Below are 19,774 nucleotides of genomic sequence, written 5' to 3'. Positions count from 1 at the left end.
GACGTGGTCGTTGCCGAACGGACGCGAACCCCGGGGAGCCAGCCACATCGGACGGCCGGAACCTCACAAGCCGACTCCGACCCGGCACCTCCGGCAAGCTTCGCCTGCTGATCACCAGCACGCCGAACCAGTGCCATTCATAAGCCGGAACCTCATTGGCAATGTTGTGAGCGATTTCCTCGGCACCCCTTGTCGCCACGGGACAGTCCGCGCTCCTCATGTCCGCCGGAATTTCCGGTTGCCGAGCTTCTGAGCGAGTAGGAAGCCTGATCCTGGTGCCAGGCTCCCTCCGGGGTGGGTGCTGGCTCCGATGTGATAGAGCCGTTTGACCGGGGTTCCCGGTGCGGGGGCGTATGGCGAGGGTCGAAACACGAGCATCTGGTCGAGGTCAGGGGCGCCGGATGTGGAGCTGCCGCCGATGAGGTTCACGTTGGCCGCTTCCAGGTCCGCGGGGGACATGGCGATTCGCTCGATGATGCTCTCTTCGAGTCCAGGAAGGTGGCGGGCGAGTCGGCGTTGGATCCGGTCGGCGAAGGCCTCCCGCACAGCAACGGTCCAACCGTCGGTGACCTCGATTTCGCCGGCGGCGTCGCCGATCGGGACCGATGGCAGGTCCAGCACCTGAATCCAGAGTTGGGAACTGCCTTCCGGGCCGCGGGTGTGGTCGATGGCCATCGGCTGCCCGCAACTGATCGTCGACTCGGCCGGTAGCAGGCCACGGCGTCCCTCGTTGGCCGCGCGGGACACAGCGTTCAGACCGCCGGTAATGTTGATTACACCGACCCCGCTGAGGTCTTCGTCCACGGCCCAGCGCAGCGGGCGGTTCAGCGAGTAGGCCATCTGAAAGACAGCCGGTCCGGGCCGTACCCGGCGGGCCGAGGCTCGAAGCTCTTCGGGGACGCTGACGCCCTTGAGAAGGCGGTCGTAGAGCTGGGCTGCGGTGACCGAACAGGCGACGGCGCGGCGCGCGTGGAATACGCGATCGTCGGCGGCCACACCCACCGCCCGATCGTTGTCCACGATTACCCGGTCGACGTCGACGCCCGTCAGGCACATACCGCCGTGCTCTTCGACGATGGCGGCCAGCGCGGCCGCGACGGCCTTGCCGCCACCGACCGGCACGGGCTGTCCCATCGCCTCGCAGAACGCGGCGACCGCGCGGATGACGATGGCCGAGCCGAGCTCGTCCGGGCTCGCGGCACCATGAAGGGCCCATGGCGCGAGGAGGTCGCGGATAAGCGGATCCTCGAAGTTATCGGTCAGCCAGGTACGGGCCGACATCAGCAACTCGGCGAACAGTGCCCGGGTTCCCGCGCCACCACGTCGGCGGTAGACGCGCCAGATCCAGCGCAGACCGTCCCACGACAGCGGGTGCAGGTTGCGAACGCCGAGCAGGTCGTCGGCGTGGGCGAACAAAGCACCGATCGCAGCGTCCCACGCGCGCCCTTCGCCGGGCCGCAACCGCTCCAGCCGCTCGACATTGCGCGCATGGTCGGTCGTCACGACGAGCGAACGCCCCTCATCGGTCACCACCGCGAACGGTTCATCCGTATTGGCGTATTGCAGGCCGTGGCGTTCGAGGTCCGCACTCAAAGCCCGGTACGCGGGGGAGCCGAGGAACTGAATGTGGAAACAGGACATCAACTCGGTCTGGAAGCCGCCCTTGGACGAGACCGTTCGCATCGCCCCGCCGAGCCAGTTCTCGCGCTCGAACACAGCGACCCGCTGACCTTGTTTGGCCAACAGCGCGGCCCCGACAAGGCCGTTGATTCCGCTGCCAACGAAAACGACGTCGAACTGGTCGTCATCCCGCGACCGCCTATCGACTGCCGGAGCCGCCGAGACCGACTCGTCCGATCCCTGATCGAGGACGGCCCCCTGCTTTCGCTCCACGTGGTCTCTCGCTATCCCGGCCATACGCCGTCCTTCCGCGTGGTCCCGCTAACAGGGACTTGTTGTCATGTCGATTGCGATGGAGATACGCAGTCATCGCACCCGCATGACGGTGGCCGAGATCATTGGACGGAAGCAACGCCATTCTGCTGCGCGGAAAAGGTGAGGTTATTCGCACAATTTTCGTGGTAGCACTGCGATCAAGATTGCGTCTCATGGGAGAGTCGCACCGTGGGTGCTGAACGAGTTACCTGTCATTCAACCTAGTGAGTAGGGCCGCTTTGGCATGCAGTTCGGCGTATTCGGCGGCGGGGTCGGAGGCCCACGTGATGCCGCCACCGGAGCCGTATGTAGCGGTGGCGCGGTCACGATCAATGAGGATCGTGCGAATGGCGACGCTGAATCGCGCACCGAAGGAGGTACCAGGAGGAGCAATCATGCCGATCGCACCGCAATAGACGCCGCGGGACTCCTCCTCCAAGCCCCGAATGAGCCGCATGGTGCGGACTTTGGGTGCACCAGTGACCGACCCGGAGGGAAACAATGCGCCGAACATCTCTTCCAAGCCGATTCCCGGCCGCAATCGAGCGGTTACCTCGGAGGTGAGCTGATGTACTGTCTCGTACCGTTCAGCCCGGCACAACGAGCGAACCGAGACGCCGCCGGTGACCGCGAGCTTGGCGACGTCGTTACGGATGAGATCGACGATCATGATGTTCTCCGCGCGTTCCTTCTCGCTGGCGCGTAACCCCGCCGCGATCGCCGCATCCTCCGCATCGGTGTGTCCACGCGGTGCGGTGCCCTTCATCGGCCGCATGCGCAGGTCGACACCAGCGGTCTCGAAGAACAGTTCCGGACTCGCACTGGCGATCACGAAGCGGCCGATATCGATATACGCGTTGTACGACCCTCCTTGTGCCAATGCCAAACCCGCATACAGGTCCTTCGGTCGCCCACTGAAATCGGCGGTCAAGCGGGTAGTGAGATTGCACTGGTAGGTCTCGCCTGCGGCAATCTCCTGACGTACCCGCTCGACCTGCTGGCGGTGATGCTCTTCGGTCCAGTGGCAGGCCCAGTCACCCAGCGCGGATTTCACCGGCAGCGCGCGGACAAGAGGAGGTGCGGCCTGCGGTTCGCGACAGACACCGAACCATGCGAGGGGCAGGCCGTCGACCGGTTCCCGCGAGGTCAGCGCAGGATCCAGCCCGGAGGCGGCCTCATAGGCGACGAAACCGAAGGCCCACCATCCTCGCAAGGTGGCGAATTCCGCCTCGCGCAGCACATCACGTACTTGCCCAGGGCTGAAGGCCTCGAGGACGTACGCAATCTCGGGGAAGCACCAAGAGGATCCGGCGATCAGATCGTCGAAACGTCCGGATGCGGCTGGCAGGCTCATCCTCGTTCACTCTCCGCATTAGTGACCCAATTCGATTTATAGGGAGAGGCACCGATCGATCAGTCCAGCCGAGCGCCTGGCCCCAGTGGGAAGGTGCCGACCAGATTCTGGGGAGGCGACACCAGAACACGCATAAGGTGCGGATCGGCAGCCGCTTTGCTGACGAACGCATCGAACCGCTTGATCGACTCCGGTTCCATCATCGAATTCTTGTATTGGGTCGCCTGCGGCGACGTCTTCTGCAGGAAGATCATCCGGCGCTCTTCCGCATAGAGATCGAGCACCCTCTCGTTACGGGTTCCTTCGAGTACCGCAATGAGAGACACCGCCAGCGCGTTCGCATCGTAAATACCACCCAAGAGACCGAATCCCCCCGACGGATTATTCACATGAGCTGCATCCCCGGCGAGGAGAATCCGCCCCACACGAAACGTGCTGGCGCATCTCTCGTGTACCTGATAGGAATTGATCGACTGCAGCGTCCAGGGTCGATCGGGATTGGGCAATAATGCGCGATAATGCGCGTCCATTCGCTCGTGTACGCCGGCAACGGGAAGGCTCGAGTCCTCACCGTAGGTGATCCGCCACAGCCCGTTATTGTCGAGCTTGATGATGAACGCCCAATTGACCGCGTCGCGCACGAAGACCGACGGCGCGTATCCCTCCGCATCGAAGTCGTAGTACGCGTTGGTCGCAACGAATCGGTCCGGCCAGGTGTGACCTTCGAACGGCAGGTCGAGAAGCTTTCGCACGGTGCTGTGCGAGCCGTCGGCCCCGACGAGCCACGCTCCACGAAATTCCTCGCGCCCGTCGCTGGTCTCGACGGTCACACGCACCCCGTCCTGGTCTTGATTGACCGCGCTCACTCGGGAATTCCATCGGAATTCCGCATTCGGGCGCTCCTCGAGATGACGAACAGCGATGTTTGCCAGCACATCCTGCCCGAGCGCGATGTCGTACGGCTGTTGCTGCCCCTCCCCGACCTCCAGGCATTTCAGGGTGATCTTATCCACCCGGCCGTCGGCGTACCGCATGAACGCCATGTCCGTCTTCTTGACGCCCGCCTCGAGCGCATCGTCGAGGATGCCGACATCCTCGAAAACCAGCGGGCTGGGCCATTGATAACCCACCGCACGCGGTGCTGTCTCCACACTCGGCAGTTTGTCGACCACGAGGACTTTCACGCCGGCGCGTGCGAGCTTCAGGGCCGCGATCAATCCCACGGGCCCGGCCCCCGCAACGATGACGTCGTAGCGGTCGGTCATTCGGAGGCCCGCTGCGTTTTCGCACGTTCGGCGGAATCACCGGTGACGGCGGTGGCGCCCGCCTCGGCAACGGCAACGTCGAGGTGCGGCGGCGCGCCGGAGACGCCTACAGCACCTGCACATCGGCCATCGACGATTATCGGCACACCGCCAGGAACAGGGCTCACTCCTGGAATCGTGAGCACGGCGTTTCCCCCCTCCTGGAGAACCTTGGCCCAGTACGTTGTCGGGAATCCACTGCCCGCAGCCGACCGGGCTTTTGCAAGCGCGGCGTCGGCCGTCATCAGGCCTGCCCCATCCATCCGCACGGCATACTGAATATGGGTCGACTCATCGACCACGACGATCGCTACCTGAAGCCCATTTTTTATTGCGAATTTTTCTGCCACGTCAGCGATAGCCTTCGCGTCGCGCAGCGAGAGAATTATTTTCTGTTGCATGGATTCATCTTTCTGTCGAGAAAATATTGTTAAAGACTTGCGTTATGCGTTCGCACGGTATCGGCTGCGGGCGAATTCGCTGTGATGCGGTCGAAGCCGAGATCGGCATCGGGATCGGTACCCGGGCCGGGGTGTTCGCCCCATACGAAGGAGGTCACCTCGGTTCCCAGGGCGGCATACTTCTTGTCGACCTACGCGAACGACAGGATGGTTCCCAGCGTGGGGGACTGATCCGGTGCAGTAGCCCACGCCGACGAGTCGACCATCCATTTCCACCCGAGGCGCTAGCCGAACAGTGGCGCGAGGTCGGCGTAGTTCTGTAAATCGACGATCAACTCGTTGGAGAAACGATAGATCGATACTGCCGGGACAGTTACTTCCTTGCCGTCGCGGCGGACATAGGTCACATCGAGTTGGTGAATGATCGTGTCATCGACGCGCCATTCATTGATGACTCGATGACGCATTCTGGCGATCATGCTCTTCAGATGGTTCAGCTGCTCTCTGGCTGCATCCTTACCCTTCGCGCTGGGGGCATTACCGAAACGCATTCGGATGTCGTCGGACATCATTCCGAGGTATCCATCGGTGTCCATCGAGTCCGCATAGCCGAATAGTTCCGCGCTGAATTCGGTGGGATGGTCGACAGTCGTCATTGGGGCTTCTCCGTTTCATGATTTGAATGCCGAGCCGCATTCCGCGCCAGGAATTCGTTCGATCGATAGGCTGTAGGTCGTTATGGTGCGTACGGATCGGCCGCTGACCGAGCGGGGATCGACAGCCGGTTGGATGAATCGCAGTCCGGCTTGATCGCCAGCGACGATCAACGGGTCGTTGTCGAGTATTCCGAATCAACTCCAGATGAGAATTTCGCCGTCGCCGGTGTCGCCGGCCAGATCGGAGTAGGCCTGAACCGCACCTGGATGTAGCGGTATCGGCGCATTCGCCATCGCGGCGAGATCGAGCGGATACGTGACAGGGGTGTGGTCCGGAGGGAAGTGGGCGTACTGGACCTCGAGCGCGCGTCGAGTTCTGATCATGCACCATGTAGCGAGATAGGCGACATCCTCGGGAAGACCGTCGCGGCACACGATCGCGAAATCCGAGAAGTCCAGCGTCGACAGCGGCTGTTCCAAGCCCGGCAGGTAACCTGCCTCGATCTCTGCCGCTGGCCACCCCAAAGCGGCGAAGCTATCGAAAACCTTTGCGCCCCAGTCGAGATAGCGCACCGGGCGGACCTTCGCGATGCGCTGCCAAGCGGGCATCATGATTGCCTCATGGATGAGGACGTTTGCCTCACCTGTGGCGAAGCGATGGATCGCGGGGAACGGGCGCTCCGAGTAGAGGAACCGGCCGCCCGCGGCTCGAAGGGATTCCGGATCCGCACCGGCGAGCCTAAGCCCGTGGTGCGCTGTCCAACCGATGAGGTTGACACCATCGTCCTGAGAAGTGGCGATGACGAGGCGGTTGGCGGTCGCGGCCAGATCTGCTACAGACTGCACCGGAAGTTCGGCATCGACCGCGACGACGAGTCGGTCACGCTGTCCGATGACACCCAATGCTCGAAGATTGGGCTGGGCAGACCGGCCTCCAATGGAGACCGCGCCGTTGAACAGCGCACACACGGCGGCAGTCGGTGTGACGACGACTATGTCGACTTCACCCGCCTGCAGGGCATCGAGTTGATCCGCTCCGCCGCGGCCGGACCAGATGGCGAAGCGGGATCCATCGGGGCAGCGGTCACCGACCTCCTGGGCGATCCACCCGCAGACCCGGTGGAAATTCGCCTGACCCCAATCGCCGCGGAAGTTCAACTCGATCGGGCGGTCCAGCGTGGGTTCCGCGCCGAATTGTGTGGTCATCAGGCGGCGGCCTGAGGGAACCGGCCGGCATCGAATCCGACGCCTCCTTTGTCGAGCGTGACGGCCCTGCCGGAGTCGACTTCGGTGAATACGCGCCCGAGGTTGGTGTGCACCCCCGTGGTGACTTCCGGGTCATACCCGGAGATGTCGGGGCCCCGGCGGGTGCTCAGAAACAGTGACATAAGTCTTCCTTCGCGATTGAGAGAAGATTCAATGTGTCATAATGAGGAACAGTGTTCCGAATCATGTCATGTTGTGGATCACCGATCAACCCTCGAAGATGGCCAACTTGCGATGAAGGCAGTGCCGGTAGCTATCGACACACGACGTGTATGACGGGATGTATGCAACTCTGATCGCGATCATCCACCTGGCGAGATTGCCTTCCGCACAAAGGGTTTCGTGGTCGCTGACCGCCGTGTTTGTGGCGTTTTCAGGCATCGATCGGGTGTCCGAGCGCGTCATGCAGTGTCCGCATTACGGACGCGTTCGACCCTTGCGACCACAACCGGCGGGTTATTGTCGAGTTCCGCGAAATCCGCGGCGTCTTCGGCGGCAAGCCGATGATCCTGGTGCACCAAACCTGCGGCAAGTTCGGCGTCGAATGGATTACCCGGCTGGGGTGTCCCGTGGAGCGGGACCGGATCTTCATAGCCGCGAGCGTGCTGCATGCCCGTCACACCTTCGATGTAGCTCTGACGACCGCCGCGTATATCTTGGCGGACATCGTCGCGACAGTGGCCGTGCTCAGGTGTGGTTGGTGTCCAAGGGAATTCGGCTCACCGAAGGTTATCGACCCCAGCCGTTTTCGAGCAGGTCGAACAACTCGCCGAGCGCGCTCGCTGGATCTTCCCTGCTGCCAGCGACTTTGGCGGCTTCCAGCGCGAAGTGGGCAAGTCCTGCGGCCGCGAGATCGACCGCCGGGGCGCGGGTCGCCTCGGCGATCGCGGTCGCCAATGCGGATTCGTGCCGCAGCAGCATCTGGTGTGCATACTCGCGCAGCGCGGGCGTGGATTCGACGAGGCGATGGAGTGCCGGGGTCGCGGGATCGTCGCTGCGTGCGGTGCGGGTGCGCATCAGGTAGTCGCGTAGTGCGTGGATGACCGATTGTCCGGCGGTCCGGTCGCGGACGGCCGCCACCAGGTCGGCCTCGATATCCGCGTCCAGGTCGAAGACCAGTGATTCCTTATTGGGGAAGTGCTTGAACAGCGTGCTCAGCGATACATCCGCCGCCTCGGCGACCTCCCGGACGCCGACATTGTCGTAGCCGTGTTCGGTGAACAGCTTTGTCGCGGCATCGGCCAGGGCTTGCCGCGTCTGTGCCTTCTTGCGCTCCCTGCGCCCGCTCGTCGCGGTCATTGCGCAACTCTACCCGAATTGGCTATCAGCACTAAAGTCAGACCAGTTGTACTTTTATAGCAACTGTGATTTTCCGGAGCCGGTCGGGTGGCTTTCGGGGGGCCGCCGCCAAGACTCGAAGGAGGTCCGCGGATATGACCGAGACGAAGGCCGCGCCAACACGACAGATCCGGTTGCTACCGGCCTGGGTGCTGATGGCAATGTTGGACAACGCAATCGTCGGCACCGCGATTCCGACGATCGTGCGCGAACTGCGGGCGCGGCGCTGCTGGCCACCGTCGATGCCGAGCGGTCGGCTGACAACGGGTTTCGCCATGGTCCTGCTGGGCACTGGACACGGCTACCTCGTGGCCTTCGCCACCGTACCGGCACCGGACACGTCTTCCTGGCCGCCGCCGCGAGCTGCGCACCCGGCTTCCTGCCTCCTGGTTCACCGCCGATATTCCCTCGGGCACCATCGTGCCCACCGGCAGCGCAACCCGCGTTGATGCGCGGCAGTCGATGCTCTGCACGCCACCCGTCGGTTCCGGCGCTGGACATGGCGATCTTCGGAATCACGGCAGGTGATGCCAACCGCATTAGGGCGTCGACCATCTCGACGATGTCGCTGACAGTCAGCCTGCGGGCGGGTGGAATTCGGTCGCGGATCCATGCGCGCATCTCGTTGTCCCCGTAGCCGGTTGCGCTTGTGGCGGTTGTTACGCCATTCCCCGATTTCGGTGTTGCGGGCGGCGATTAGTGAGATGAGGGGCGCCTTTGCCGCACTGTATAACGGCAGTCCGGCTTCAGGATATACACCGGTGATCGAGGCCGAACCTGCCTGGAAGCGATCAAGAAAGTGCGAGGCCACCGCCGCCGACCGCGCGATATCCTGAGGTACGTCGTAGAGCAGGACCCGCTATGGGTGACATCGAGCCGTCGAAAACTCAGCGCGACGTGATCCCCGCGGTCACGGCGGAGCTCGCAGACGCCGGATTCGCTGATGCCGAGGAGATCGGGCGTGGCGGGTTCGGTGCGGTGTATAGGTGCAATCAGGTCACCCTGGACCGGACGGTGGCGGTCAAGGTGCTCACCGCTGATCTGGACGAGGGGAACCGGGAGCGGTTCGTCCAGGAACAGCGGGCGATGGGCCGACTGATCGGACAGCCCAACATCCTGGACGTGCTGCAAATCGGCACCACCACGTCGGGACTGCCTTACCTGGTCATGCCCTACTATCCGCAGGGTTCCCTCGATACCCGGATCCGCTGTCACGGTCCACTGTCGGCGGCGGAGACGCTGCGGGTGGGGGTGAAGCTGGCCGGGGCCCTCGAGACCGCACACCGGTTCGGGATCCTGCACCGCGACGTCAAACCGAGCAACGTCCTGATCACCGACTACGGTGAGCCGGTCCTGACCGACTTCGGGATCGCGCGCATCCCCGACGGGTTCCACACCGCGACCGGAACGGTTGCGGGAGCGCTGGCGTTCACCGCGCCGGAGGTGCTGGCCGGGCAGGCACCCACGCCCGCGGCGGACGTCTACGGGCTCGGCGCGACACTGTTCACCGCGTTGACCGGGCACGCGGCGTTCGAGCGGCGCAGCGGTGAGCAGGTGGTAGCCCAGTTTCTGCGGATTACCACACAGCCGACGCCGAACCTGCGCGAGCACGGCATCGACGAGGACCTCTCGCAGGTGATCGAGCACGCCATGGGCCGCAGCCCCGAGCAGCGGCCCTCCGCGGCGGCGCTGGGCGAGCAGCTGCAGCAGCTGCAGGCCGGGCGCGGGTTGCCAGTCGACGAGATGTCGGTGCGAGCGGAAGCAGGTGGCGAGCAACATGCAGTCACCCCGGTTCCCCTGGCCACAGACCACTCGCCCGCGCGGGGGCCCGAGCCGCTCGGGCCGTCGGTCAGCAGCAGGGGGTCTATTCCCCACGAGCTGACGAGTTTCGTCGGCCGGCGCACCGACTTGACCGAGGCCAAGAGGCTGCTCGCGAACTCCCGGCTGGTGACCTTGACCGGAATGGGCGGGGTCGGCAAAACTCGTCTGGCCTTGCGCGCGGCAGCCGGCGCGCGGCGAGACATCCCTGACGGGGTGTGGCTGGTCGAACTCGGGCAGCTGCACGACGGTACGCTGCTGCCGGTAGTGATCGCCACCTCGATAGGGCTACGCCCGCAAGGGAAGCCGGCGCTCGACGTGCTGATCGACTACCTGGCATCCCGACAGCTGCTGCTGGTGCTCGACAATTGCGAACAGATCGTGGATGCGGCGGCGAAGGTTGCCGAGACACTGCTGAGAGCGTGCCCGAAGCTGCGAATCCTCGTCACCAGCCGTGAGGCCTTGAGCGTCGGTGGGGAAGCGGTGCTACAAGTGCGGCCGCTGACGGTTCCCGATCCGGATCACGAACCGTCAGCGCGGGCTGCGCCCCGCTACGACGCAGTCATCCTGTTCGTCGAACGGGCTGCCGCGGCGGTTCCGAATTTCGCGCTTACCGAGGACAACGTCTCCGCCGTGGCCGAGATCTGTCGCCACCTCGATGGGCTGCCGTTGGCCATCGAGCTGGCGGCGGCCCGGCTGCGCACGCTGTCACCCGAACAGATCCTGGCACGGCTGACAGACCGGTATGCACTACTGACGCGCGGCAGCCGTGGCGCGCCGAGCCGCCAACAGACCCTTCGCTGGTGCATCGATTGGAGCTACTCGCTGTGCACACCGCCCGAACAACAGGTCTGGGCACACCTGTCAGTGTTTGCCGGTAGCGTCGAACTCGACGCCGCCGAACAGGTATGCCGAGACGACCTCGCAGCGGGGGATCTGCTCGACGTGCTCGCCGCCCTGGTCGACAAGTCCATCCTGATCCGCGAGGAGTCGGACTCTGTGGTGCGGTTCCGGCTGCTCGAGACGATACGCGACTACGGCCGCGACAAACTCGAGCAAGCCGGCCAGTACCTGGAAATTCGGCGCAGGCACCAAGATTGGTTCCGCAAGCTCGCCGAGCGCGTCGAAGCCGACTGGATGAGCCCCCGCCAGCTCGACTGGATCGCCCGCCTCCACCGCGAACAACCCAACCTGCGCGAGGCGTTGAACTTCTGCCTGACCGACACTGCAGCAGAATCAGGCGCCGCATTGTCGTTCGCGGCCGCCCTGCAACCGTTCTGGCTTGCCCACGGACAGGCCGGCGAGGCGCGGCACTGGCTCGACCGCGCCCTCGCCGACAGGCCCGCGACCGAGACGCCGGTACGTGCCAAGGCACTGTGGCGCGCCAGCCTGGTGGCCAATGTCCAGAATGATCCCCGCACGGCGTCCGTACTGGTCGCGCAGGCGCGGGCGCTCGCGGCTATGACCGAGCACCCGGTTGTGCACGCGTACGCGGACCTTGCCGAGGGCTGCCACATGGTCTTCGACGGCGGCCTTCCCCGCGCCCGCGCACCACTGGAAACCGCCCTCGAATCGTTCACTGCGCAGGGCGACATCTCCGGGCAGGTCTGGGCGCTTCTCGGGCTCGTCTGGGCTCACGAATTGCAAGAGGACAGCACAACGGCGATCTCGTACCAAGAAAAGGTCCTCGCGATCACCGAATCCTGTGGCGATTCCGTACATCGGTCATATGCCTTGTGGGCGACGGCGGTTGGCGCGTGGCGCCAAGGCGATCGCGACCGTGCGCTGCGGCTCCTGCGGCAGGGGTTGCAGCTGATGAGGCAGCTGAAAGACTCGGTAGGGGCCGCGATTGCCCTGGAAACACTCGCATGGATAGTGGGAATCCAGGGCAGCGCGCGACGCGCGGCGGTGTTGTTGGGCGCCGCACAGGCACTGTCTCAGTCGACGGGCACCTCCACGGTGCTGTTCCCGAGCCTTGCGGTCCACCATGAGGACTGCGAACGGGCGGCACGTCACACGCTCGGCCGGCAAGCATTCGAGACCGCCCACCGCGAAGGCGCTTTACTGGATCTCGACGCCGCGATCGACTACGCCCTGGGAGAGCAACGCCGGACCGCAGCTCGCGGCCCAAGCCCTTCGGCGGAGCTGACGACCCGCGAGCAGGAGGTAGCTGACCTCATCGCTGAGGGCCTGACCAACCGGGCCATCGCCGCCCGCCTGACCATCTCCCAGCGCACGGCCGAGGGACATGTCGAACACATCCTCACCAAACTCGGATTCACCTCACGCGCTCAGATCGCTGCATGGACCGTCGAGCGGAGCCGACCCGCGACCACCGGTGTGCGCGGCCCACGAGATTGATTGGTTCGCAGCGTGTTCCGCGTTTGTGGAACCTGGGGAGCTTTATCATCTCATGGGTCCGCTGACCGCACCTTGAGCGGATCACAACCCGGGTTTTGGTAGGCCAAGTACGCCGGGTGAATACTGCACACGCGAATAGTGCCCAAACGGCAAACACTTTGGGGAAACCGCAGACCTCACGCGGTGCTTCACCGAACTTCTACCAAGCGGCTGGGTGTGCTCCCGGAGCGCAGACCCTTCTGGGGCGCAGTGGGAAGACGGTGTTGCCCCTTCGCCGCCCGCGCCGCTGAAATTTCAGCCGCCCGAGCTGATCGCCGCCGTCGATGACGACCCCGCCGCATCCATGGCCACTTGCACTCGACTGCTCGACGATCTCACCACACCTGACGTCCTCGGCTTCGGCATGCACTTCGCCCTCGTTATGTCGATTGGGCGGTGATACGCAGTCATTGCACACACATGACTATGCCGAGGTTCAAATTAAGGGAGCAACGCCATTCTGCTGCGCGGAACAAGCTTGTCGATGACCGGCTGCCACCAACCCGGCCCGGTGTGCCCCAGGCCGGGTGCGTCCGGAAATCCTTGCACAATGCGGTGACTGGTGTCACACTCGTGAACACCTTCCCGTATAGTGCGACATGGCAGGGGGCAGACACCGTTTGTCGCGGGCGCGATACTGTCGGCACGTAGCCCGGCTGTGTTCCTTCCCGTCGTTATCAGTCCGCCGAACCTTTTCGGGCGGAATTCATTTCGTACCCGGCAAATCTGGTCGACTCAGACATCCATTCCTTGACTGATGCCTGTCGAGACCTGTCTCGGGCGATGGTCGGACTCGTTGATCCGCCACGCTGCAACACCAGGAAGAAACACGATGTCAGAAGCAATTCCACCGCCGCCGACCGAAACCGGTTCCGCCACTGTGCGAAACGGCGGATATCTCCTGATGCTGGCGCTCGCGCTGCCCGCGCAGCTACTGAGCATCGCCGGCATTGCTGGTGGTGTGGCACAGCCGCACATCGCGCAGGGCTTCCACGCCACCGATATCGGCTGGTTCAATCTCGCCGCCCCGCTGGTGTCGCTGTTCTTCCTGCCCTTCGCGGTCAAGCTCGGCGACGTACACGGCAAACGCCGCGTGCGCTCCGGTCCCCGTCGTCACGACGCTCCAAGACGGACTCCCCTACGGCGCGACAGTAAGCGCGTTCATGTCGCTCCAACTGCGTCCGCCGATGATCGCGGTCGCGATGAACGAACACTCCATCCTGCCCGCCCGGATCAAGGCCAGCTGGTCGAGCGCGTCCGCGAGCTCGCACCCGTGCTGGCGGCAAACGTCGCCAAGGGCGAACAAGATCGCCACGTCGTCGAAGAGTCGATCCAGGCGCTCACCGACGCCGGGCTGTTCCGGCTCGCCGTGCCTAAGCGCTCCGGCGGCTACGAGACCGCGAGCAAGGTGGGGCGCCACCGCGTAGCTCTCGCCGGATTGGAGTCACCGATGACCACCGCCGCCAGATCCACGGTTCCGGGTGCGGAGTGAGGGACGTGCCTGAGCTCGCGAAGGAGAATGCCGCGCTCCGTCGTCTGGCGGCGGCGTATCAGCACCTGTCCAGCCTGGCAACTCAGGACACCGGCATCGAGGCCGTAACAGAGCAACTCGCCGAGCGGGTCGCCACGGCCGTGGCAGTGGTGGACGAGAAACTGGAGGTGCTCGCGGCGGCCGCGTCGGGTCGCTCCGAATTCGAGGCGGCGAAGTTGGTGCTCGATCGGATCAGCCATCCGCGGCTGGCGCAGGTGCTGGGCGTTGCCGGACCGGCGCGGCGTGCGCTGCGTATCCCAAGTCTGGCCGGCGGCGCCCCGATCATCGTGGCACCGGTGCCTGTGGGGGAAACGACTGCCGGGTATGTGCTGACTTTGGATGACAGCGACGAGAGTGACGGGGAGGACCTACGGCTGCTGCTGACTGAGCACGCGGCCACGATCTGCGGTGTGATTCTGGGCCGAGAGCGCGTCGTGGCAGCTGCGGCGACGCAGGCACGCTACGACTTGATCGAAGGGCTCGTCTCGGGCAAGGGCAGCGATGCCGACGAGGTGAGGCGCTGGGCGGCGCATCTCGGTTACGACGAGCAACTGCCGCATCGTGTGCTGTCCGTTGTGCTGTGCGGGAACTCCGAAGACCTCCTGCGGCGGGTGCCGGCTGCGGTGGAGCGATTTTTCACCATGCAGGTCCCTGAGGCGATCACGGCTCTGCGCGGTCGGGAGGTAGTGGTCATGCTTCCGGAACCCGACCTGGACAAGCCTCGGGCGATGCGGCTCGCGAATGCCTGCCTCGATCGCGTACGGGGCACGTTCGACGGCAGCACTGTCACGGTGGGGATCGGCGGTGTTTGCCGGTCGGCGGTGGAGATCGCTCGTTCCTACGACGACGCGCGACGTGCGGTGAAGATCGTGGGACGCATGGGCCGGGCCGGTACGGCAGTGGCGATGGAGGATCTGGGGATCCACCGCCTACTGCTCCAAGTCGCGGATTCGGGCCAGTTGCGCGATTTCGCACGTGAGGTGTTCGGCGGCCTGATCGCGCAGGCGAAGGGCAACGCCACGGAGTACCTGTCGACATTGGCGTCCTATTTCCGGCAGAACAACAGCTTGCAGCGCGTCGCGCGCGAGTTGCACGTGCACCCGAACACGGTGAGCTACCGGGTTCGGCGAGTGGAGGAGCTGACGAGGTTGGACTTTCGTAACTACCGCGACCGACTGGTGGCGCAGGTAGCACTGGAGATCGTGGACGTCATGGGAGAGTCGCTATGAACGATTTCGCGGAGGCAGTGCAGAAGCGGCTGCTTGTCGGCGATGGGGCGATGGGCACGATGCTGCATGCCGCCGGCAACTCCCTCGACCGCGCGCTACCGGAACTCAATCTGTCCAATCCGAACCTGGTCAGCACCATCCACGAGAGCTATGTCGGCGCCGGTGTCGACCTCATCCTCACAAACACCTTCGGCGCGAGCCGATTGCGGCTGGCCGAACACGGCCACGCGGGTGACGTCGTCGAGATCAACAGGGCTGGAGTAAGACTGGCACGTGAGGCGGCTGGAGCGGTGCCCCGGTCGGTGTTCGTCGGCGGCTCGATCGCAGCCGCGGTCACCGCGAGCAAACGCGCACAGGTGCCCGCGGCCGAACGGGCCGAGGCGATACGGGAACAAGTCGCGGCGCTGGCCAATGCGGGTGTAGACCTGCTGGTCCTCGAGACGTTCGGATATCTCGACGAGCTCCTGGAAGCGGTCCAAATCGCCGCCGACACAACGGATCTGCCGATTCTCGCCCAGGCGACGTTCACCACGGATGCCCGCACCCCGGGCGGGGAGACACCTCACGAGGTGGCCACGGCACTTTCCGAACTACCGACCACCGCGATCGGCGCGAACTGCACCGTCGGGCCACAGCGCATGCTTGGCATCGTCGAGGAGCTGCGCCGGGCAACGGATCTACCGATCAGCGTGCAGCCCAATGCGGGGCTTCCCCGGCGGGTGGACGGCCGCCGCTTCGAATACAACCTCGATCACGACTATTTCGTCCGCTACGCCCTCCGCTGCGCTGACGCCGGCGCCTCGGTCATCGGCGGCTGCTGCGGGACCACACCGGGGCATATGCGAGCGGTGGCGGTCGCGCTGTCCCAGCGACAGAAGCGCCCTGTTCTCCCGAGCAAGGCGCGGCTGGCAGCGCCGGACGAGTTCGCTCGAGGTCTCGCTCGGCGTGGTTTCGTCGTCGCAGCCGAGATCGCCCCGCCCGCGGGCGGAACGGCGGACGAGGCCGCCGAGATCGCCACCGAGTTGCGGTCATTCGGCACCGAACTGATCCTGGTATCCGCAGTGGGGAGCTCGCGGGCCCAGCTCGCGCCGTCGAGTCTCGCGCTGCACCTACAGCAGCAGGTGGGTGTCGAGACCATTACGACCGCTACGACGTGGGACAAGACGATCATGTCGTTGCAGGCCGATCTCCTCGGCGCGCATGCATTTGGTACCCAGAACGTGCTGTGCGACACCGGGAACCCGCCGCTGCGCGGGGACTACCCGAACGCCGATGGAATATGGGAAGTCGATTCCGTGGGTCTGATCGAATTGCTGTCCGGACTGAACGCGGGTCGCGACTGCAACGGGCTTTCGCTGGCCACGAAGACGTCGTTCCACATCGGGGCTCGCTGCAATCCAGGGGCTGCGGACATCGACACCGAGATCGCGAGAACTCGCGCGAAAATCGCCGCCGGGGCCCAGTTCCTGATCACGCGACCGGTGTACGAGATGGGCGGTCTTCGCCGCATGCTCGACGCCTTGGGGCTGGATGGCGTGCCGGTGCTGGTCACGGTATCCCCGCTGAACGGTTTCGCCGAGGCCGAGTACCTGGCCTACGAGGTCCCGGATGTCACGATCCCGCCGAGAACTCTGGTCGAACTGGAGGCCGCGAGCGGGCGCGAGCGGGAGACTGCCGCGACGCTCGCCACCGACCTCGTAACCCAGGCTCGCGCACTCGCGGACGGGGTCGTGATCGTGGTCGGCCGCGACCGCCGCACTGCGCAGCAGCTGTTGACTACAGCGCGTTCCGAGTTGCAGTGAGGGTGTTGCGGAGCAGCATTGCGATGGTCATCGGGCCGACGCCGCCGGGGACCGGGGTAATCCAGCCCGCGACGTCCTGTGCCTTGGCGTCGACGTCGCCGCAGAGCCCGTTGCTGGTGTGGTGGATGCCGACGTCGATCACTGTGGCGCCGAGCTTGACGGCGTCCGCGCCGATGAGTCGGGGGACGCCGGCGGCAACGACGAGTAGGTCGGCCTGCCGGGTCACGGCGGCCAGGTCGTGCGTGCGCGAATGGCACATCGTCACTGTCGCGTGTCGCTGCAAGAGCAGCTGCGCCATGGGCTTGCCGACCAGATCGGATCGTCCGACGACCACGGCGTGCGCCCCAGAGAGGTCGGCACCGATCTCGTCGAGGAGCCTCAGCACCCCGGCCGGTGTGCATGGCCGCAGCCCGGGGCGTCCCAGAGCCAGGCGACCGGCGTTGGTCTCGGTCAGCCCGTCGACGTCCTTGTCCGGTGGGATGCGGTCGATCAGTTCGGCGGCATTGAGGTGGGGCGGCAGCGGTAGCTGCAGCAGGACGCCGGTTACCCGAGGATCGGCGGCGAGCCGGTCGATTTCTGCGGCGACGGCCGCCTGGGTGATATCGGCGGAGAGGTGGCGGTGGATATCGCGCATTCCGGCCTTGACGCACTGCTTGCGCTTGTTCCGCACATAGACCGATGAGGCCGGGTCGTCGCCGATCAGGATTGTCGCCAGTCCCGGCGGTGCGGGCAGCGCCGCCACCTCTCGCGCCACGTCCTCGCGTACGCGGGACGCCACGGCTTTGCCGTCGATGAGGGTCGCGCTACTCATGCGGCTTCGGTGTTCACCTGGGTCGCGCGGAGGATGGGTGTGATATCGCCCTCAGCGGTCGCGCCGTAGGCGTCGGCCAGCCGCGATAGTGCGTCATCAACATCGAGCCGCCATTCCTGGGTACCGGAAGTTTCCAGCACGAGGGTGGCGATCACGGACCCGAGCTGGGCGGCGCGATCCAACTTCAGACCGCTGCTGATTCCGGCGAGGAATCCTGCTCGGAAAGCGTCGCCCACGCCGGTGGGGTCGACGATCTCGCGGGCAGGCACAGCTTCGACGTGAATCTCAGCGGAGCGGCGGTCCACGATGACACAGCCCTTGCTGGAGAGCGTGGTGATACGCAGCTCGACGCGTTCGGCGATCTCCTGTTCGCTCCAGCCAGTCTTGCGGAGCAGCAGTTCCCATTCGTATTCATTGGTGAACAAGTATTTCGCTCCGTCCACCAGGGACCGGCACGCTTGTTGGTCGAAGCGGGGGAGCTGTTGGGAGGGGTCGGCGGCGAACGGGATGCCGAGGCGCCGGGCCTCGGCGGTGTGAACAAGCATCGCGGCGGGGTCGTTGGCGCCGACGAGCACCAGGTTCGGGTTGTACGCCGTGGCGACCGGCTCGAGATTGATGTCGCGGGCTTCGCTCATCGCGCCGGGATAGAAGGAAGCGAGCTGGCATTGGTCGTCATCGGTTGTGCATGTGAAGCGGGCGGTATGGGCGGTTTCGGAGACGTGCAGGTGGGAGCAGTCGACGCCGTGGCGTTCCAGCCACGTGCGGTAGTCGTCGAAATCATGGCCGATGGCAGCGACGAGGATCGGGTTCTGTCCGAGCACGCCCATAGCGAACGCGATATTGGCGGCCACGCCGCCGCGTCGGACGGCCAGATCGTCGACCAGGAAGCTCAGCGAGAGCCGGTCGAGGTGAGTGTCGACGAGCTGCTCGGCGAAGCGGCCCGGAAAGTGCATCAGGTGGTCGGTGGCGATCGAACCGGTGACCACGACGGTTCCAGCGGTCATGGAGAGGCCTTTCTAGAAGACGATGGTGGTATTGCCGTCGACGAGGACCCGGTCCTCGCAGTGCCACTGCGTCGCGCGGGCGAGCACGGTGCGTTCGATGTCGGCGCCCCGCCGGGTGAGTTCGGCGACGTCGGCGTGGTGGGAGACTCGGACGACGTCCTGCTCGATGATGGGGCCTTCGTCCAGATCCTCTGTGGCGTAGTGGGCGGTGGCGCCGATCAGCTTTACGCCCCGCTTCTTGGCCCGCTCGTACGGTCCGGCGCCGGCGAAGGCAGGCAGGAACGAGTGATGGATGTTGATCACCGGCACGCCAACCCGGTCGAGGAAATCGCCGGAGAGGATCTGCATATACCGGGCGAGCACGACGAGGTCGACCCGGCCGCGCAGCAGATCCAGCTGCCGCTGCTCGGCCTCCGGCTTGGTCTGCTTGGTGACGGGAATGTGCTGGAACGGCACCCCGAAGGAGGTGACATCCGCGGCGAGATCGCTGTGGTTGGACACCACTTGCACGATGCGCATCGGCAGTTCACCTCGGCGGGCGCGCCACAGCAGGTCCAGCAGACAGTGGTCGTATCGGGAGACGAAGATCGCCACACGTGTGGCCGCCGCCGCCTCCCGCAGCCGGAAGTCCGCTCCGAGGTCGTGCGCGACCTCGGAGGCGAAATCCCGTTCCAGCTTGGCCAACCGAGTGGCCAGACCGGGCAGGTGGAACTCGATGCGCTGGAAGAACCGCCCGCCAACGGCCCCGGTGGAGTACTGATCGGACTGCACGATGTTGGCCCCGTGGCGGTGCAGGAACGTGCTGATCCGCGACACGATCCCCGGACCGTCCACACAGGACACGACCAGTCGGCCGACGTCGGCGTCGAGTTCCTGGCCCCCGCGAGGGGCAGAATTGGGTCTTTCGACTGTGAGCGTCATCGGC

Annotated in this window: 17 protein-coding genes; 5 read left to right on the top strand and 12 right to left on the bottom strand. The window is 65.0% G+C overall.

Annotated elements, in window-relative coordinates; genetic code table 11:
* Nucleotides 1-216 precede the first annotated feature (216 nt).
* The 9 genes from NP3_RS21460 to NP3_RS21415 all read right to left on the bottom strand — a co-directional run bounded on the left by NP3_RS21460 (nt 217) and on the right by NP3_RS21415 (nt 8,215).
* Nucleotides 217-1,917, bottom strand: coding sequence for a phytoene desaturase family protein (locus NP3_RS21460; RefSeq protein WP_084508756.1), 1,701 nt, complete (start codon nt 1,915-1,917; stop codon nt 217-219).
* Between the two features lie 223 nt (nt 1,918-2,140).
* Nucleotides 2,141-3,289 (bottom strand): aminodeoxychorismate synthase component I, encoded by a 1,149-nt coding sequence (pabB, locus tag NP3_RS21455; protein ID WP_063043388.1) that lies wholly within the window; start codon nt 3,287-3,289, stop codon nt 2,141-2,143.
* 59 nt (nt 3,290-3,348) lie between these two features.
* Nucleotides 3,349-4,554: an FAD-dependent monooxygenase gene (locus NP3_RS21450; protein ID WP_063043387.1), complete on the bottom strand. Its 1,206-nt coding sequence runs from the start codon at nt 4,552-4,554 to the stop codon at nt 3,349-3,351.
* Nucleotides 4,551-4,994, bottom strand: coding sequence for a GlcG/HbpS family heme-binding protein (locus NP3_RS21445; protein WP_063043386.1), 444 nt, complete (start codon nt 4,992-4,994; stop codon nt 4,551-4,553). Before NP3_RS21445 ends, NP3_RS21450 begins: the two co-directional genes overlap by 4 nt.
* Before the next feature lie 284 nt (nt 4,995-5,278).
* Nucleotides 5,279-5,650: a nuclear transport factor 2 family protein gene (locus NP3_RS21440; protein WP_063043385.1), complete on the bottom strand. Its 372-nt coding sequence runs from the start codon at nt 5,648-5,650 to the stop codon at nt 5,279-5,281.
* A gap of 195 nt (nt 5,651-5,845) precedes the next feature.
* The gene (locus NP3_RS21435) at nt 5,846-6,856 is read right to left on the bottom strand and encodes a TAXI family TRAP transporter solute-binding subunit (protein WP_063043384.1); all 1,011 of its coding nucleotides are present in this window, start codon (nt 6,854-6,856) and stop codon (nt 5,846-5,848) included.
* Complete coding sequence (locus NP3_RS21430) at nt 6,856-7,038, bottom strand: hypothetical protein (RefSeq protein WP_063043383.1); 183 nt, start codon at nt 7,036-7,038, stop codon at nt 6,856-6,858. The genes NP3_RS21435 and NP3_RS21430 overlap by 1 nt, the downstream gene beginning before the upstream one ends.
* 279 nt (nt 7,039-7,317) lie before the next feature.
* Nucleotides 7,318-7,527: a hypothetical protein gene (locus tag NP3_RS21420; RefSeq protein ID WP_063043381.1), complete on the bottom strand. Its 210-nt coding sequence runs from the start codon at nt 7,525-7,527 to the stop codon at nt 7,318-7,320.
* 118 nt (nt 7,528-7,645) lie between these two features.
* A complete protein-coding gene (locus NP3_RS21415; RefSeq protein ID WP_063043380.1) occupies nt 7,646-8,215 on the bottom strand; it encodes a TetR/AcrR family transcriptional regulator in 570 nt (189 codons plus the stop codon).
* Nucleotides 8,216-8,349: 134 nt separating this feature from the next.
* Between NP3_RS21415 and NP3_RS21410 the strand changes: the two genes are divergently transcribed.
* The 5 genes from NP3_RS21410 to NP3_RS21385 all read left to right on the top strand — a co-directional run bounded on the left by NP3_RS21410 (nt 8,350) and on the right by NP3_RS21385 (nt 17,034).
* Nucleotides 8,350-8,703, top strand: a complete 354-nt coding sequence (locus tag NP3_RS21410) for a hypothetical protein (protein ID WP_063043379.1) — start codon at nt 8,350-8,352, stop codon at nt 8,701-8,703.
* 412 nt (nt 8,704-9,115) lie between these two features.
* Nucleotides 9,116-12,433 (top strand): protein kinase domain-containing protein, encoded by a 3,318-nt coding sequence (locus tag NP3_RS21405; RefSeq protein ID WP_063043378.1) that lies wholly within the window; start codon nt 9,116-9,118, stop codon nt 12,431-12,433.
* A gap of 995 nt (nt 12,434-13,428) precedes the next feature.
* Nucleotides 13,429-13,899, top strand: a complete 471-nt coding sequence (locus NP3_RS50520; RefSeq protein ID WP_307678508.1) for a flavin reductase — start codon at nt 13,429-13,431, stop codon at nt 13,897-13,899.
* A 70-nt stretch (nt 13,900-13,969) separates the two neighbouring features.
* Nucleotides 13,970-15,232 (top strand): PucR family transcriptional regulator, encoded by a 1,263-nt coding sequence (locus NP3_RS21390; RefSeq protein ID WP_063043375.1) that lies wholly within the window; start codon nt 13,970-13,972, stop codon nt 15,230-15,232.
* The gene (locus NP3_RS21385) at nt 15,229-17,034 is read left to right on the top strand and encodes a bifunctional homocysteine S-methyltransferase/methylenetetrahydrofolate reductase (RefSeq protein WP_063043374.1); all 1,806 of its coding nucleotides are present in this window, start codon (nt 15,229-15,231) and stop codon (nt 17,032-17,034) included. Before NP3_RS21390 ends, NP3_RS21385 begins: the two co-directional genes overlap by 4 nt.
* Here the strand turns inward: NP3_RS21385 and folD are convergent.
* Genes folD through purU form a run of 3 tightly spaced genes read right to left on the bottom strand, consistent with a single transcriptional unit; the run spans nt 17,009 to nt 19,770 of the window.
* Entirely contained in the window at nt 17,009-17,845 is an 837-nt protein-coding gene (folD, locus tag NP3_RS21380; protein WP_063043373.1) for a bifunctional methylenetetrahydrofolate dehydrogenase/methenyltetrahydrofolate cyclohydrolase FolD, read from the bottom strand. The genes NP3_RS21385 and folD overlap by 26 nt on opposite strands.
* Entirely contained in the window at nt 17,842-18,849 is a 1,008-nt protein-coding gene (locus tag NP3_RS21375) for a carbohydrate kinase family protein (protein WP_063043372.1), read from the bottom strand. The genes folD and NP3_RS21375 overlap by 4 nt, the downstream gene beginning before the upstream one ends.
* 12 nt (nt 18,850-18,861) lie before the next feature.
* On the bottom strand, nt 18,862-19,770 hold the full coding sequence (gene purU / locus NP3_RS21370) for a formyltetrahydrofolate deformylase (protein WP_063043371.1): 909 nt from the start codon (nt 19,768-19,770) through the stop codon (nt 18,862-18,864).
* Nucleotides 19,771-19,774: the final 4 nt, after the last annotated feature.

It is taken from the genome of Nocardia pseudovaccinii NBRC 100343, from assembly GCF_001613225.1.
GTDB lineage: Bacteria > Actinomycetota > Actinomycetes > Mycobacteriales > Mycobacteriaceae > Nocardia > Nocardia pseudovaccinii.
The sequence above is the reverse complement of the archived record's forward strand: the minus strand, read 5'-3'. Positions and strand labels throughout refer to the sequence as shown.

Coding starts and splice junctions, on each gene's coding strand:
- NP3_RS21415 (WP_063043380.1), bottom strand. CDS start 8,215: ATGACCGCGACGAGCGGGCGCAGGGAGCGCAAGAAGGCACAGACGCGG.
- NP3_RS21450 (WP_063043387.1), bottom strand. CDS start 4,554: ATGACCGACCGCTACGACGTCATCGTTGCGGGGGCCGGGCCCGTGGGA.
- NP3_RS21420 (WP_063043381.1), bottom strand. CDS start 7,527: ATGCAGCACGCTCGCGGCTATGAAGATCCGGTCCCGCTCCACGGGACA.
- NP3_RS21440 (WP_063043385.1), bottom strand. CDS start 5,650: ATGACGACTGTCGACCATCCCACCGAATTCAGCGCGGAACTATTCGGC.
- NP3_RS21445 (WP_063043386.1), bottom strand. CDS start 4,994: ATGCAACAGAAAATAATTCTCTCGCTGCGCGACGCGAAGGCTATCGCT.
- NP3_RS21460 (WP_084508756.1), bottom strand. CDS start 1,917: ATGGCCGGGATAGCGAGAGACCACGTGGAGCGAAAGCAGGGGGCCGTC.
- NP3_RS21410 (WP_063043379.1), top strand. CDS start 8,350: ATGACCGAGACGAAGGCCGCGCCAACACGACAGATCCGGTTGCTACCG.
- NP3_RS21375 (WP_063043372.1), bottom strand. CDS start 18,849: ATGACCGCTGGAACCGTCGTGGTCACCGGTTCGATCGCCACCGACCAC.
- folD (WP_063043373.1), bottom strand. CDS start 17,845: ATGAGTAGCGCGACCCTCATCGACGGCAAAGCCGTGGCGTCCCGCGTA.
- purU (WP_063043371.1), bottom strand. CDS start 19,770: ATGACGCTCACAGTCGAAAGACCCAATTCTGCCCCTCGCGGGGGCCAG.
- NP3_RS21385 (WP_063043374.1), top strand. CDS start 15,229: ATGAACGATTTCGCGGAGGCAGTGCAGAAGCGGCTGCTTGTCGGCGAT.
- NP3_RS21430 (WP_063043383.1), bottom strand. CDS start 7,038: ATGTCACTGTTTCTGAGCACCCGCCGGGGCCCCGACATCTCCGGGTAT.
- NP3_RS21405 (WP_063043378.1), top strand. CDS start 9,116: ATGGGTGACATCGAGCCGTCGAAAACTCAGCGCGACGTGATCCCCGCG.
- NP3_RS21435 (WP_063043384.1), bottom strand. CDS start 6,856: ATGACCACACAATTCGGCGCGGAACCCACGCTGGACCGCCCGATCGAG.
- pabB (WP_063043388.1), bottom strand. CDS start 3,289: ATGAGCCTGCCAGCCGCATCCGGACGTTTCGACGATCTGATCGCCGGA.